The 14724-nt window shown below is 41.8% G+C and carries 9 protein-coding genes; 6 read left to right on the top strand and 3 right to left on the bottom strand.

Translation table 11 applies throughout. The annotated features are described in order from the left end of the window. The first annotated feature begins 146 nt into the window (after positions 1 to 146). Positions 147 to 1790: a class I adenylate-forming enzyme family protein gene (locus tag C7E02_RS03970; protein WP_005331377.1), complete on the top strand. Its 1644-nt coding sequence runs from the start codon at positions 147 to 149 to the stop codon at positions 1788 to 1790. A 114-nt stretch (positions 1791 to 1904) separates the two neighbouring features. Here the strand turns inward: C7E02_RS03970 and C7E02_RS03965 are convergent, their stop codons facing one another. Both C7E02_RS03965 and C7E02_RS03960 read right to left on the bottom strand, forming a co-directional pair. After that, positions 1905 to 3518: a CTP synthase gene (locus C7E02_RS03965; RefSeq protein WP_005342383.1), complete on the bottom strand. Its 1614-nt coding sequence runs from the start codon at positions 3516 to 3518 to the stop codon at positions 1905 to 1907. A 108-nt stretch (positions 3519 to 3626) separates the two neighbouring features. Continuing rightward, the gene (locus C7E02_RS03960; RefSeq protein WP_005339724.1) at positions 3627 to 5096 is read right to left on the bottom strand and encodes a DUF1846 domain-containing protein; all 1470 of its coding nucleotides are present in this window, start codon (positions 5094 to 5096) and stop codon (positions 3627 to 3629) included. A 213-nt stretch (positions 5097 to 5309) separates the two neighbouring features. On the opposite strand from C7E02_RS03960, the gene ftsH reads away from it, so the two are divergent. The 4 genes from ftsH (at position 5310) to C7E02_RS03940 (ending at position 11065) form a co-directional block, all read left to right on the top strand. Beyond that, complete coding sequence (gene ftsH / locus C7E02_RS03955) at positions 5310 to 7160, top strand: ATP-dependent zinc metalloprotease FtsH (protein ID WP_105308845.1); 1851 nt, start codon at positions 5310 to 5312, stop codon at positions 7158 to 7160. Between the two features lie 105 nt (positions 7161 to 7265). Next, the gene (gene uvrC, locus C7E02_RS03950; protein WP_029731774.1) at positions 7266 to 9104 is read left to right on the top strand and encodes an excinuclease ABC subunit UvrC; all 1839 of its coding nucleotides are present in this window, start codon (positions 7266 to 7268) and stop codon (positions 9102 to 9104) included. A gap of 51 nt (positions 9105 to 9155) precedes the next feature. Continuing rightward, positions 9156 to 10088, top strand: coding sequence for an HPr(Ser) kinase/phosphatase (gene hprK, locus C7E02_RS03945; RefSeq protein WP_005339731.1), 933 nt, complete (start codon positions 9156 to 9158; stop codon positions 10086 to 10088). Positions 10089 to 10114: 26 nt separating this feature from the next. Beyond that, the gene (locus tag C7E02_RS03940; protein ID WP_005339733.1) at positions 10115 to 11065 is read left to right on the top strand and encodes an ROK family glucokinase; all 951 of its coding nucleotides are present in this window, start codon (positions 10115 to 10117) and stop codon (positions 11063 to 11065) included. A gap of 101 nt (positions 11066 to 11166) precedes the next feature. Here the strand turns inward: C7E02_RS03940 and C7E02_RS03935 are convergent, their stop codons facing one another. Continuing rightward, the gene (locus tag C7E02_RS03935) at positions 11167 to 13746 is read right to left on the bottom strand and encodes a transglycosylase domain-containing protein (protein ID WP_029731773.1); all 2580 of its coding nucleotides are present in this window, start codon (positions 13744 to 13746) and stop codon (positions 11167 to 11169) included. Between the two features lie 187 nt (positions 13747 to 13933). On the opposite strand from C7E02_RS03935, the gene C7E02_RS03930 reads away from it, so the two are divergent. After that, complete coding sequence (locus C7E02_RS03930) at positions 13934 to 14587, top strand: YigZ family protein (RefSeq protein WP_005339736.1); 654 nt, start codon at positions 13934 to 13936, stop codon at positions 14585 to 14587. The last annotated feature ends 137 nt before the right edge of the window (positions 14588 to 14724 follow it).

Genomic DNA, 14724 nt, shown 5'->3' with positions numbered 1-14724 from the left:
ACATTTTCCTTGAAATCCGATATCATATACTTTATCGAGTAAAAGCGCTAAAGCGTCAAAGCTATAAAGGATTTTGAAATTTCAGTATGGAAAGAGGATAATTGAAATCATTTGAAGCTTTGTGCCAGAAAGGGGAATAATTAGCAATGCCTATTACGGATATTTTGGAGAAAAATTGTCGCCTGTACGGCGATGACGTCTGTCTGGTCGAGATTAATCCAGAGATGCCAGAGACAAAAAGGAGCACGTGGAAGGAGTATGATTTGATTGAACCATCCCGTGCACCATATTACAGACGCGAAATTACATGGAATGTATTCAATGAGAAAGCAAATCGATTTGCAAATCTGCTTCTGGAACGCGGAGTCCAAAAAGGGGACAAGGTCGGAATCCTTTTGATGAATTGTCTGGAGTGGCTGCCGATTTATTTTGGTATTCTGAAAACGGGAGCTTTGGCAGTACCGCTGAACTTCCGTTATTCAGCCGATGAGATTAAATATTGTGTAGAACTGGCGGATGTAGATATTTTAGTGTTCGGACCGGAATTTATCGGACGTGTGGAGGAGATTGCGGACGATATTGGAAGAGGAAGACTTCTGTATTTTGTAGGCGATGGCTGTCCGGGATTTGCAGAAGATTATACTTCGCATACAGCAAACTGTTCCAGTCAGTCACCAAAGATTGACATTGTAGATGAAGATGATGCAGCAATTTATTTTTCTTCTGGAACAACAGGATTTCCAAAAGCAATTTTGCATAATCATGAATCTCTGATGCATGCTGCACGAGTAGAGCAGAATCATCATGGACAGACAAAGGACGATGTATTTTTATGTATTCCGCCACTTTACCATACAGGGGCTAAGATGCATTGGTTTGGAAGTCTTTTGACAGGTGGAAAGGCAGTCCTTTTGAAAGGAACGAATCCGAAGACAATTCTTCGTGCAGTTTCAGAGGAAAAATGTACTATCGTATGGCTGCTCGTACCGTGGGCACAGGATTTACTTCTTGCAATTGATAACAAAGATGTAGATTTGAAGGATTATGATCTGGAGCAGTGGAGACTTATGCATATCGGTGCGCAGCCGGTACCGCCAAGTCTGATTCGTCACTGGAAGGAATATTTTCCAAATCATAAATATGATACAAACTATGGATTGAGTGAATCTATTGGACCTGGATGTGTGCATCTTGGATTGGATCATATTGATAAAGTCGGTGCGATCGGTAAAGCAGGATTTGGCTGGGAGACAAAGATTATCGATGAGAATGGAAATCTGGTCGCACAGGGCGAAACTGGAGAGCTGGCAGTCAAAGGTCCGGGAGTCATGACTTGCTATTATAAAGATGAAAAAGCAACGGCTGAAGTACTTCATGATGGCTGGTTGTATACTGGAGATATGGCAATGGAAGATGAAGATGGATTTATCTATCTGGTTGACCGTAAGAAAGACGTCATTATCAGTGGCGGAGAGAATATTTATCCGGTACAGATTGAAGATTTTCTTCGTACTAATAATAAAATTCTGGATGTGGCAGTTATCGGACTTCCAGATCATAGACTGGGAGAAATTTCAGCAGCAATTATTGAGTTAAAACCTGGTGTAGAGTGCACAGAGGAAGAAATTGATGAATTCTGCAAGAAACTTCCAAGATACAAGAGACCTCGTAAGCTGATTTTTGCAAAGGTTCCTAGAAATCCTACTGGAAAGATTGAAAAGCCAAAGCTTCGTGAGAAGTATGGTGCAGCACATCTGGTCGCAGCGCAGAATCAGGTAGAGATTAAATAATAAAGAGTGATTTACTAGAAATATAAAAGTTCAGGGAGGGTTTGACTCGGTACAAGTCAAACCCTCCCTATTTTGGAATTGTCTATTTTCCAGCAGTTATATACTGCAAGTGATTTATTTATGCTCTTTTTGATATTCCAGAGATGCTTCAATAAATCCACGGAACAATGGGTGTGGTCTGTTTGGACGGGATTTTAATTCTGGATGAGCCTGGGTCGCGATGAACCAAGGATGATCTGGAATCTCTACCATCTCTACAATACGTCCATCCGGAGAAAGTCCGGATAATAGCATACCATTTTGAGTCAGTACATCGCGGTAATCATTATTTACCTCATAACGATGACGGTGGCGTTCTTGAATTTCTTCAGATCCGTACAGCTTATATGCTTTGGAGTCTTTATTTAAAATACATGGGTAAGAGCCAAGTCTTAATGTTCCACCGATATTTTCTACATCAATTTGTTCTGGCATGATATGAATGACCGGATGTGTAGTATCTGGATTTAATTCAGCGCTGTGAGCATCATTGTATCCAATGACGTCTCTTGCAAATTCAACGATGGATAACTGCATTCCAAGGCAGAGCCCCAGGAATGGAATATTGTGTGTGCGAGCATATTTGATCGCTTCAAGCATACCGTCAATTCCACGATTGCCAAAACCACCTGGAACAAGAATACCACTGACATCGCCAAGAATTTCATCAACATTATCTGCAGTTACCAGTTCAGAATCTACCCACTTGATATTGACAGTAGCGCGGCTGAAAATTCCACCATGTTTGAGTGCTTCTACAACACTGATATAAGCATCATGAAGCTGTGTGTATTTTCCGACAAGTGCGACGGTTACTTCTGTGTTTGGATTTCGCAGATAGTTCACCATTTCTTTCCAGTCTTTTAAATCTGGTTCCGGACAATTTAAGTGCAAGCATTCGCATACTACCTGAGCCAGATGTTCTTCTTCCATTGCAAGTGGAGCTTCATACAAATATTCAACGTCCAGATTCTGCAATACATGATTTGCAGGAACATTACAAAACAGAGCAAGTTTATCTTTAATTCCTGTTCCAAGTGGATATTCAGAACGACACACAAGGATATCTGGCTGAATTCCCATGCCCTGCAGTTCTTTTACACTAGCTTGTGTTGGTTTAGTTTTCATCTCTTGAGATGCTTTCAGGTATGGAATTAATGTAACATGAATGAGAATTACATTGTCATGTCCTTTTTCATGCTGGAACTGACGGATGGCTTCCAAAAATGGCTGACTTTCGATATCGCCTACAGTTCCTCCGACTTCAATGATTGCTACTTCTGTATTCTCAGCAGCAGGATTGCGATAAAAGCGAGATTTTATTTCGTTAGTAATATGAGGAATAACCTGTACAGTTCCTCCACCGAAATCTCCGCGTCTTTCTTTTTGAAGTACGGACCAGTAGACTTTACCAGTCGTAACGTTGGAATTTTTACCGAGACTTTCATCGATAAAACGCTCATAATGACCAAGATCAAGATCTGTCTCAGTTCCGTCATCAGTTACAAATACTTCGCCATGTTGTACCGGGTTCATAGTACCTGGATCAATGTTGATATAAGGGTCAAATTTCTGCATAGTCACGGTATAACCACGAGCTTTCAGAAGACGACCTAAAGATGCAGCAGTGATTCCTTTTCCAAGTCCTGATACGACACCACCTGTAACAAATACATATTTTACTGCCATAATGTCCTCCTTAGAATGAAAAAATATGTTCAAGCATGTCCCCCAAAAAACATATCTCAAAAAATACTTTAAAAGTATACACCTTTTTTATTAAAAAATACAGAGATTTTAGTCTCTTTTTTCATATTTTGCTTCATAAGTTGCCTGAATAGAAAGGCGCTTTAACTGTTTGATGTCTACAGAGCTTACCATGACGGAAGTATGTGCCTGGCATCCTGCAAGATTCGGAAGCTGTTCTAGTGCTTTCTTTGCAAGTGGATTAGAGGCTGCGCTTACAGAAAGAGCAATAAGAACTTCATCAGTATGAAGGCGTGGATTCTTGTTTCCAAGATACTTTGTCTTTAATGTTTGGATTGGTTCGATGGCTTCCGGTGAAATGACATGGCAGGAATGTTCGATGCCAGCCAGATCTTTCAGGGCATTAAGCAGCATGGCAGCAGTTGCTCCGAGCAGTTTGGAAGTCTTTCCTTTTATAATGCGTCCGTCATGAAGTTCGATAGCAGCAGCAGGACCATTCGTTATTTTCTCGTATTCAAGGGCAGCGTCAACAACTTTGCGGTCATGGATAGTAACACCAGCCTGGTTCATCAACATTTCGATGGTATAGACTTCATTGTCGGAGCACTGACCAAGAAGAAGACGGCGCAGGGATTCGTAATATCTGCGTAAAATTTCCTGTTTGGAAGCTTCGCGGCATGCTTCATCATCACAGATACAGTTTCCGGCCATGTTCACTCCCATGTCTGTTGGTGATTTGTAAGGGCTTTCTCCGTAAATGCGTTGGAAAATTGCATTTAATACAGGAAAAATCTCTACATCACGGTTATAGTTAACGGTTGTCTCGCCATAAGCTTCAAGATGGAATGGATCGATCATATTTACATCGTTCAGATCTGCAGTGGCTGCTTCATAAGCTAAGTTGACCGGATGCTTCAGCGGGATATTCCAGATAGGAAATGTCTCAAACTTGGCATAACCGGCACGGATTCCGCGTTCCAGTTCGTGATAGAGCTGGGAGAGGCAGACAGCCATTTTTCCACTTCCTGGTCCGGGAGCAGTCACAACGACCAGTGGTCTGGAAGTTTCAATGTAATCATTTTTTCCATAACCGTTTTCACTTACAATGACCGGAATGTTGGTCGGATATCCTGCAATCAAGTAGTGGCAGTATACACGGATGCCCATTTTCTCCAGGCGGGCTTTAAATAAGGAAGCACTTTCCTGGTTACTGTATTTTGTAATAACAACACTGCCGACATAGAGTCCGCGATCACGGTAAATGTTCATCAGGCGGAGGACATCAGAATCATAAGTGATTCCAAGATCTCCACGGATTTTGTTGCGCTCGATGTCTTCGGCGCTGATCACGATGATAATTTCTGCCTGATCGGAAAGCTTGTCCAGCATACGGAGCTTACTGTCAGGTTGAAATCCAGGCAGTACACGGGAAGCGTGATAATCGTCAAATAATTTGCCTCCAAATTCCAGATAGAGCTTATTGTCAAACTGACTGATTCGCTCTTTAATGTGGGCAGACTGCATCTGCAGATACTTGTCATTGTCAAAACCAATTTTCATAATGAATAAATCCTCTCTTGTCCTCTGTATTATATTATGAGTTCTATCGTTCATATGCCGGAACTGTTCTGAAATATACAGAAAAATTCAGGCATGAAAAACCACAGAAAAAGTATACTACATATTATGGTTAGTTTACAATCTTTTCATAATGTTTTTATTGATTTCTAACAAGGCTGTCCGTATAATGGAGAGTGACACAGGAGGAGAAAAATGGACAACCAGAATGGAAACAAGAATAATAATAAAAATAACAAACAAGGCTTTTCTTTTGTCATACTGATTACGATGCTGACGGCACTTCTGGTATTTGCCATGTATCAGTTTCAGGGAGTGGAAAGTGACCAGGAAATTACTTATAACAAGTTCCTGAAGATGATTGATGAGAAGAAGGTCGAGAAAGTTGAAATTAAGAGTGACAGGATTCTGATCACGGCAAAGAAGGAAAGTGGAGATAAGGTCAACAGGGAATATTACACAGGCCGGATGAATGATGATCAATTGGTGGAAAAACTGGAAAAAGCAAAGATTGATTTCAATCAGGAGGTACCGGATACAACTTCTGCAATTGTTGCCCAGTATGCTATGAATATCATTCCGCTTGTCATATTTATTGCACTGATCGTATGGACGACCCGTAAGATGTCGAAAGGCGGAGGCATGATGGGAATTGGCAAGAGTAATGCCAAGATGTATGTGGAAAAACAGACCGGCGTCACATTTAAGGATGTAGCAGGGCAGGATGAAGCGAAGGACTCTTTGCAGGAAGTTGTAGATTTCCTGCACAATCCGGGAAAATATACAAGCGTAGGAGCAAAGCTTCCAAAAGGAGCACTGCTTGTAGGACCTCCGGGAACAGGTAAGACACTTTTGGCAAAAGCAGTTGCAGGAGAGGCAAAAGTACCGTTTTTTTCATTGAGTGGATCTGCATTTGTAGAGATGTATGTCGGTGTCGGAGCATCCAGAGTCCGAGACTTGTTTAAGCAGGCACAGCAGATGGCACCTTGTATTATTTTCATTGACGAGATTGATGCAATTGGTAAGAGCCGTGATACACAGATGGGCGGTAACGATGAGCGTGAACAGACATTGAACCAGCTTCTGGCTGAGATGGATGGATTTGAAAGTAACAAAGGTCTTGTTCTTCTGGCAGCCACGAACCGTCCGGAGATTCTGGATCCGGCATTGTTAAGACCGGGACGTTTTGACCGTCGTATTATTGTGGAACGACCGGATCTTAAAGGACGTGTGGAAGTACTGAAAGTGCACTCTAAAGATGTGAAGATGGATGAGACGGTTGATCTGGAAGCAATCGCACTTGCAACTTCCGGAGCAGTTGGCTCAGATCTTGCAAATATGATCAATGAAGCCGCAATCAACGCAGTTAAGAATGGAAGAAATGCCGTATCACAGGCGGATCTTTTTGAAGCAGTGGAAGTTGTGCTGGTAGGTAAAGAAAAGAAAGACCGTGTGATGAATCAGGAAGAGCGCAAGATTGTGTCTTACCATGAAGTCGGACATGCGCTTGTCAGTGCGTTGCAGAAGGATTCTGAGCCAGTTCAGAAGATTACGATCGTACCGCGTACGATGGGAGCACTTGGATATGTTATGCAGACTCCGGAAGAAGAAAAGTTCCTGAATACAAAGAAAGAACTGCAGGCTATGTTAGTTGGAATGCTCGGAGGACGTGCTGCAGAAGAGATTGTATTTGATACAGTGACAACAGGGGCTTCTAATGATATTGAGAAAGCAACCAGTGTGGCAAGAGCTATGATTACCCAATATGGTATGAGTGAGAAGTTCGGGCTGATCGGGCTGGAATCGGTCCAGAACAGATATTTGGACGGACGTCCGGTTATGAACTGTGGTCAGGAGACAGCTTCTGAGATTGATCATGAAGTTATGAAGATGCTGAAAGAAGCTTATGAGGAAGCAAAGAAACTTCTTTCAGAACACAGAGAATCACTGGATAAGATTGCAGCATTTCTGATTGAGAAAGAGACAATCACAGGAAAAGAATTCATGAAGATTTTCCATGAAGTAGAAGGAATTGCAGAAGAATAATACAGAAAGTTAATGTATTTGAATACCGTTTCCCGGGCAAATCAGATTTTTGTCAGGGAGGCGGTATTTTCTGTTACATTGAGTTGAAAAAACAGGGAGTAAATTATGTTTGATATTCAGGAAGAATTAAAAAAACTGCCGGGCAAGCCGGGAGTTTATCTGATGCATGATGAGACAGATAAAATCATCTATGTGGGAAAAGCAATCAGTCTGAAAAACCGTGTACGACAGTATTTTCAAAGCAGTCGTAACAAAGGGGCTAAGATAGAACAGATGGTGACTCACATTTCCAGGTTCGAGTATATCGTAACAGATTCGGAACTGGAAGCGCTGGTGCTGGAGTGTAATCTCATCAAAGAGCACAGACCAAAATATAACACAATGTTGATGGACGACAAGGCTTATCCATTTATAAAAGTTACTGTGCAGGAGCCATTTCCAAGAGTGATGTTGGCAAGAAGAGTGCAGAAAGATAAGGCAAAGTATTTTGGCCCCTATACGAGTGCCGGGGCAGTGAAAGACACAATAGAACTGATTCGAAAGTTATATTTTATCCGAAGCTGTAACCGGAGACTGCCAAAGGATATTGGAAAAGAGCGGCCATGTCTGAACTATCATATTCATCAGTGCAAAGCTCCGTGTCAGGGATACATTTCGAAGGAGGAATACCGCAAGTCTGTAGAGGAAGTCTTACATTTTCTGAATGGCAATTATGATCCGATTCTGGAAAAGTTGAAGGCACAGATGGAAGAAGCGTCAGAGGCATTGGAGTTTGAGCGGGCAATTGAATATCGGGAGTTGATAAACAGTGTACAGAAAATTGCACAGAAGCAGAAAATTACAGATACTGCGGGAGATGACAGGGATATTGTGGCAGTATCAAAAGATTTGGAAGATGCGGTTGTGCAAGTGTTTTTTATTCGAAATGGAAGATTGATCGGGCGGGATCATTTTTATCTGAAGCTAGTGGATAAGGAGACAAAGGCAGAGATACTTTCCAGTTTTATCAAGCAATTTTATGCAGGGACACCATATATTCCGGGACAGATTATGTTGCCAGAGGAAATACCAGATCATGAGATTATTGAGGAATGGCTGACAAGGAAAAAAGAGCATAAAGTACATCTGGTCATTCCGAAAAAAGGAACAAAGGAAAAACTGGTAGAGCTGGCAGAAAAAAATGCCCGAATGGTTCTGACGAAGGATAAAGAGCGGATTAAGAGAGAAGAGGGAAGAACGATTGGTGCAGTCAAAGAACTTCAAAATCTTTTGGGCTTAACCGGACTGAATCGTATGGAGGCGTATGATATTTCCAATACAAATGGATTTGAATCAGTTGGCTCTATGGTTGTCTATGAAAAAGGAAAACCGAAGAGAAATGACTACCGTAAATTCAAGATTAAAGGGGTAAAAGGGGCGAACGATTATGCCAGTATGAATGAAGTGCTTACAAGGCGGTTCGGGCACGGCTTAAGAGAAAAGGAAGAAGGTCGAGAACTTGGCAGTTTTACAGCATTTCCAGATCTGATTCTGATGGACGGAGGTAAAGGGCAGGTAAATATTGCACTGGAAGTGCTGGATAAGCTGAATTTGGATATTCCGGTCTGCGGTATGGTAAAGGATGATCACCACAGAACCAGAGGGCTTTATTATCACAATGAAGAGATTCCTATTGACCGGAATTCGGAAGCATTCAGACTGATCACGCGCATTCAGGATGAAGCTCACCGGTTTGCAATTACATTTCACAGGCAGCTTCGCAGTCAAGGACAAGTTCATTCGATTTTGGATGATATTCCAGGTGTTGGACCAGCAAGAAGAAAAGATTTAATGAAGCATTTTGCCAACATTGAGGCAATCAAGAATGCCACTGTAGAGGAACTAAAGAGTCTTCCTTCTATGAATGAAAAATCCGCTAAGGATGTGTATGATTTTTTTCACTGATGTGCTATAATTTTAATATTAGTAATAGGATGCCTGGAAGGAGAGACATATATGCGAAAAAATGTAGTTCAAATGAAGCAGGTTGTCGAGAAGATGAATCTGAAAAATCTGACACCGGATGTAGAGTTGTCGGATAAGGCTGTGGAGGTTCCGGATATTAACCGTCCTGCATTACAATTGACAGGATTTTTTGAAAGATTTGATTCGGAACGGGTGCAGGTCATCGGTTATGTAGAATATAGCTACCTGACAACATTGGAAGAAAAGAAAAAAGCGGAAATTTATGACACGCTTCTTTCTTACAAGATTCCATGCCTGGTATTTTGCCGTGCTTTAAAACCAGATGATATGCTCTTGCAAAAGGCAACAGAAGCGAATATTCCGGTATTTTCAACAGATTCACATACATCTGCATTTATGGCAGAAATCATTCGGTGGTTAAATGTTCAGTTAGCACCATGTATTTCCATCCATGGAGTACTGGTAGATGTCTACGGTGTCGGTGTACTGATTATGGGAGAGAGTGGTATTGGAAAAAGTGAGGCGGCTCTGGAACTGATTAAGAGAGGGCACCGGCTTGTCAGTGACGATGTTGTGGAGATCCGCAAGGTCAGTGATGAGACACTGGTAGGAACAGCGCCGGATATTACAAGGCATTTTATTGAACTCAGAGGTATTGGAATTGTGGACGTTAAGACTTTGTTCGGTGTTCAAAGCGTCAGAGAGACCAAGAATATTGACCTTGTTATTACACTGGAGGAGTGGAATAAAGAGCGTGAGTATGATCGTCTGGGACTGGAAGATCAGTATACAGAATTTCTTGGGAATAAGGTAGTCTGCCACAATCTCCCAATCCGTCCAGGACGTAATCTGGCTATTATTGTAGAGACGGCTGCTATTAATCACAGACAGAAGTCTATGGGTTATAATGCTGCACAGGAGCTATATCAGAGAGTACAACGTAGTCTTACAAAAAAAGATTAAAATATATACACGAGGAGAAAATAACTATGAAATACTGTTTTGGAGCAGATGTTGGGGGAACCACTATAAAACTGGGATTGTTTACAGTGGATGGAGAAATTCTTGATAAATGGGAGATTATTACAAGAACTGAAAATGAAGGTGAATCCATTCTTCAAGATATAGCAACGGCTTTAAAGGAAAAGATTCAGGAAAAAGCAATTCCGGCAGAAGAAGTGATAGGAATTGGAATGGGAATTCCGGCACCGGTAAATTCGGAAGGTATTGTGAGAAAGACAGCGAATCTTGGATGGGGATATAAAGAGGTTAAGAAAGAATTAGAGAATCTGACAGGTTGGCAGGTTGTTGTTGGCAATGATGCCAATGTAGCGGCACTCGGTGAGATGTGGAAAGGTGCTGGACATGGTGAGAAGAATATGGTCATGGTCACACTTGGAACTGGAGTTGGCGGAGGAGTGATCATGGGAGGAAGGCCTTTGATCGGTGCCAATGGAGCTGGCGGAGAAATCGGACATATCTGTGTAAATTACTTTGAAGAAAAGTGTTGTGGCTGTGGAAAGAAAGGCTGTCTTGAACAGTATGCGTCTGCAACAGGAATTGCAAGAATTGCCAGAGAACATCTCGCAGCTGATAAGAAAGATTCAATATTGCGAACTTATGATTGGGATAAGATAGATGCAAAAATCGTATTTGATGCCTTAAAAGAAGGTGATCTGCTTGCAGTAGATGTTGTAGAAGAATTCGGAGAATACCTGGCGAAAGGATTAGCAGACGTAGCAGTCGTAGTAGATCCAAGCCTTTTTGTAATTGGAGGAGGAGTGTCAAAAGCAGGAGAAATTCTCCTTACATATATAGAAAAATATTATCGCAAGCGAGCCTTTTTTGCAAATAAAGATACTCAGTTTGCTATTGCAAGCCTTGGAAATGATGCAGGAATCTGTGGAGCTGCAAAATTGATCCTGGATAGTCAAGTGTAGAAGGCAGATGTTTCGAATATAGGAATATAGGAAAGGAGAGTGGATATCCACTCTCCTGCTTTTGATTTTTAAATTATCAATACTGGGGTAAGCCAAAATGATTATTGTGTGTTACCGCCAGCATCACCGCCACCGGTATTGCCGCCGGTATCACCGCCACCGGTATTGCCGCCGGTATCACCACCACCGGTATTGCCGCCGGTATCACCACCAGTGTTACCCCCGCCAGCATCACCGCCACCGGTATTGCCTCCAGTATTATCTCCGGTATTAGTACCGGTATTGTTACCAGTATTATCGCTATTTGTGTCATTGGACTTACTGTCATTTTCTTTAGAATCATAGTCTTCAGAATAGTTTTTATGTCCCGGACAACTCTGATTTGGAAGGCTGTCTGTTGCAAAGTATTCTGTTACACTTGGACAACTGGAAGTTGCCAGATATCCGCTAATTGTGCAGACGGATTTTTTCTCTACAGAACTTGGCATTACAAAATCTTTTGTTTCAAGATTCTCATGTACTCTGCTCATGATTCCTTTCCAGATGCGGAAACGGAATTTTGTATCGGAATTACATTCTTTGTTATCATCATAACCGCCCCATACAGCACATGTGTAATATGGTGTATATCCGACAAACCATAAGTCCTTGTTGGATGTTGTTGTACCTGTTTTACCGGCAACCGGCATATTATCTAACTGGCAGGCTTTACCGGTACCTTCCTCTACTACGGTCTGAAGAGCACTCGTAAGAAGTCCGGCTGTACTGTCTTTGATTGCCTGGTGACTCTCGCCAGTTCCGTCAAGAAGAACATTGCCATCATGATCTAAAACTTTCGTGTAAAGAGTTGGTTTATTGTAAACGCCGTTGTTGGCAATTGCAGCATAGGCACTACAGAGTTCGTAATTATAAACACCATCTGTCAGACCACCAAGGGCAAGGGTTTTTGCGTTATCAGAATAAGTTTTTCCATTTACTACTTTGTTAGTTACCAGTGTGCTGATGCCAAGTTTCTCACAATATTCCATACCCACATCTTGAGTAACAAGATCACTGGTCTGTACAGCACAGGAGTTGAGAGAAAGTGCGATAGCGGTACGCATGGATACATCGCCTTTACTTCCTTTAATAGTTTTTCCACCGCCAACATCATAATTTTTATCATCAATGACAGAAGCAAGTGTCATCTCGCCCAGATCCAGAGCCGGTGCATAAGCAGCCAGGATTTTAAAAGTAGATCCAGGTTGTCTCTTGGAACCTTTGTATGCACGATTCAGTCCCAGACTGGTTGATTTGGCACCTCGGCCACCGACCATGGCTTTGATCTGACCGGTATACTGATCCATCAAAGTAATGGAAGCTTGTGGCTGTGGTGAGATGTTTATAACTTCATTGTAAGTATCACCTTCCTGAGCGATGGTAGATTTCCATTCTTCTACCATGGCACGGGCGGCATCTTCACTTTTATATAAAAGTCCTTGATCTTTGTTATAGGTTTCTTTTACATATTTTTTGATGTGGCCGGAAGAGTAATTCTCAGTACTTCCATCTGCACGCGTGACAGTCAGTGCATAGTCGAGACCATATTCGATATTTGATGGATAATTGGAATCATCGTTGGATTCTTCGTCACAAATCTGCTGAAGAGACTGATTCTGAGTGGAGTAAATACTAAGACCTCCACTGTAAACAGCATTGTAAGCCTGTGTTTCTGAAAAACCACATTGATTCTGCAGGTCATTCATGACTTGATCTGCAAGTGCATCTACAAAATAACTGTATGCGTTGGAAGAATCTGTCTGGGTTTCGTTAACAGACTGGATTCTTGCATATACATCATCTGCCATTGCTTCATCATAAGCAGCCTGATCGATATATCCCTGTTTCAGCATATTCTTAAGAACCTTATCACGACGCTTCTGGTTCTTTTGAGGGTTCGTGATTGGATTCAGGTTACCAGGACTCTGTGTAATACCTGCAATAACAGCACTTTCAGAAAGAGTCAGTTCTGAAACATCTTTGTTGAAATATCTTTTCGCAGCAGATTGAACACCGAGACAGTTCTGTCCTAAGTTGATGGTGTTCAGATAAGCTTCCATAATCTCATCTTTACTCATCTGCTTTTCGATGGAAACGGCAAGGAACTGTTCCTGGAGTTTTCGCTGTAGCTTATCGTAGAATGTCTTTTCATTTACAAAGTTCGGAAAGACATTATTTTTTATGAGCTGCTGTGTCAGTGTACTGGCTCCCTGGGATCCCCCGGAAATAAGAGAAACACCGGCACGGACAATACCTTTGATATCAATTCCGTTATGCTCATAAAAACGTTCATCCTCGATAGCAACAAATGCATGCTGAAGATCTGCCGGAATCTCATCGATTGTTTTATATACACGGTTAGAACCTGCGGCAACAAAACGTTCAATTTCAGTTGTTCCGTCGTCAGCGTACACTAAAGTTGTAAATCCCTGTGGTTTTACATCATCAGGTGTAATATCCGGAGAATTGTCAATAATCTTTTTCACAAATAGTCCGCCACCGGCAACACCGGCGATTGCAACCACGATGATGCAAAGAAGGAGTGCCTTAAATAATCGGACTCCTACACGCTTTGCCTGCATAGCAGACTTTGACGTAATCTGCTTCTGGCGCTTTGCGGCTTTTTTCTTACCATAATTCATGCGTATATGCCTCCTTTATACCAGGTTATTATAGCAAATTAGCTATTTGAAATAAAGAAAAAAATGAAAACTTCATATTTTCTATGGAAAATCTTAAGAAGTTTGATATAGTAATGTGGTAGGAAGTAAAAAAAAGACTTCTTAAGCGTAATATGTATGAATGAAAAATCAAGGGAGTTATGTAAATATGTTGGAAAAATATAAAGTTGTGTATAAAGGTGGACAGGATGAAATTATAGAAAAAAAGTCCAGATTTATTGCGACAGTTGCTCCGGTAGAAAGCGAAGAAAAAGCACTTGCTTTTATAGAAGCAATGAAGAAAAAATATTGGGATGCGAGACATAACTGTTTTGCGTATGTCATCGGAGAGAGAGGACAGCTTGCAAGATGCAGTGATGACGGAGAACCTGGCGGCACTGCCGGAAAACCTATGCTGGATGTTCTTCTTGGGGAAGAAATCCGCAATATAGTAGTTGTTGTGACCCGCTACTTTGGAGGAACACTTCTTGGAACCGGAGGGCTTGTAAGAGCTTATTCTTCTTCTGCACAGGCGGGAATCCGTGCATCTGTAATTATAACCAGAATCCGGGGACTTAAACTGAATATTAAGACAGATTATAATGGTCTTGGAAAAGTGCAGTATATTTTGGGACAACGTGGAATCAAGCTGATTGATCGTATTTATACGGAAAATGTGGAATTAAGTGTTTTATTGCCTTTGGGAGAGGTAAAGACTGTGGAAGCAGAGATTACAGAAGGAACGAATGGAAGAGTAAAAATGGAAGAAGGCGATGAGTGCTGGTTCGCACAGATTGATGGGGAGCCGCAGATAGTGGCGTAAGAGCAAAGCTTCTGCGACGCTGCCTCTCGGCCATGGCAGTCGGCATATAGAAAAAAGCAACAAGCAAGAGCCTCGATGCCGCGACGCTACCTCTCGGCCATGGCAGTCGGCATATAGAAAAAAGCAACAAGCAAGAG

The sequence above is a fragment of the Dorea sp. Marseille-P4042 genome, from assembly GCF_900290215.1.
GTDB classification, from domain to species: Bacteria; Bacillota; Clostridia; order Lachnospirales; family Lachnospiraceae; genus Dorea; species Dorea formicigenerans.
This window is presented reverse-complemented; position numbering and strand designations above follow the sequence as displayed.

What these genes read in the sequence shown, in the direction of transcription:
- C7E02_RS03930 (WP_005339736.1), top strand. Translation starts at nt 13,934, where the DNA reads ATGTTGGAAAAATATAAAGTTGTGTATAAAGGTGGACAGGATGAAATT.
- C7E02_RS03935 (WP_029731773.1), bottom strand. Translation starts at nt 13,746, where the DNA reads ATGAATTATGGTAAGAAAAAAGCCGCAAAGCGCCAGAAGCAGATTACG.
- hprK (WP_005339731.1), top strand. Translation starts at nt 9,156, where the DNA reads ATGCGAAAAAATGTAGTTCAAATGAAGCAGGTTGTCGAGAAGATGAAT.
- C7E02_RS03970 (WP_005331377.1), top strand. Translation starts at nt 147, where the DNA reads ATGCCTATTACGGATATTTTGGAGAAAAATTGTCGCCTGTACGGCGAT.
- uvrC (WP_029731774.1), top strand. Translation starts at nt 7,266, where the DNA reads ATGTTTGATATTCAGGAAGAATTAAAAAAACTGCCGGGCAAGCCGGGA.
- C7E02_RS03940 (WP_005339733.1), top strand. Translation starts at nt 10,115, where the DNA reads ATGAAATACTGTTTTGGAGCAGATGTTGGGGGAACCACTATAAAACTG.
- C7E02_RS03965 (WP_005342383.1), bottom strand. Translation starts at nt 3,518, where the DNA reads ATGGCAGTAAAATATGTATTTGTTACAGGTGGTGTCGTATCAGGACTT.
- C7E02_RS03960 (WP_005339724.1), bottom strand. Translation starts at nt 5,096, where the DNA reads ATGAAAATTGGTTTTGACAATGACAAGTATCTGCAGATGCAGTCTGCC.
- ftsH (WP_105308845.1), top strand. Translation starts at nt 5,310, where the DNA reads ATGGACAACCAGAATGGAAACAAGAATAATAATAAAAATAACAAACAA.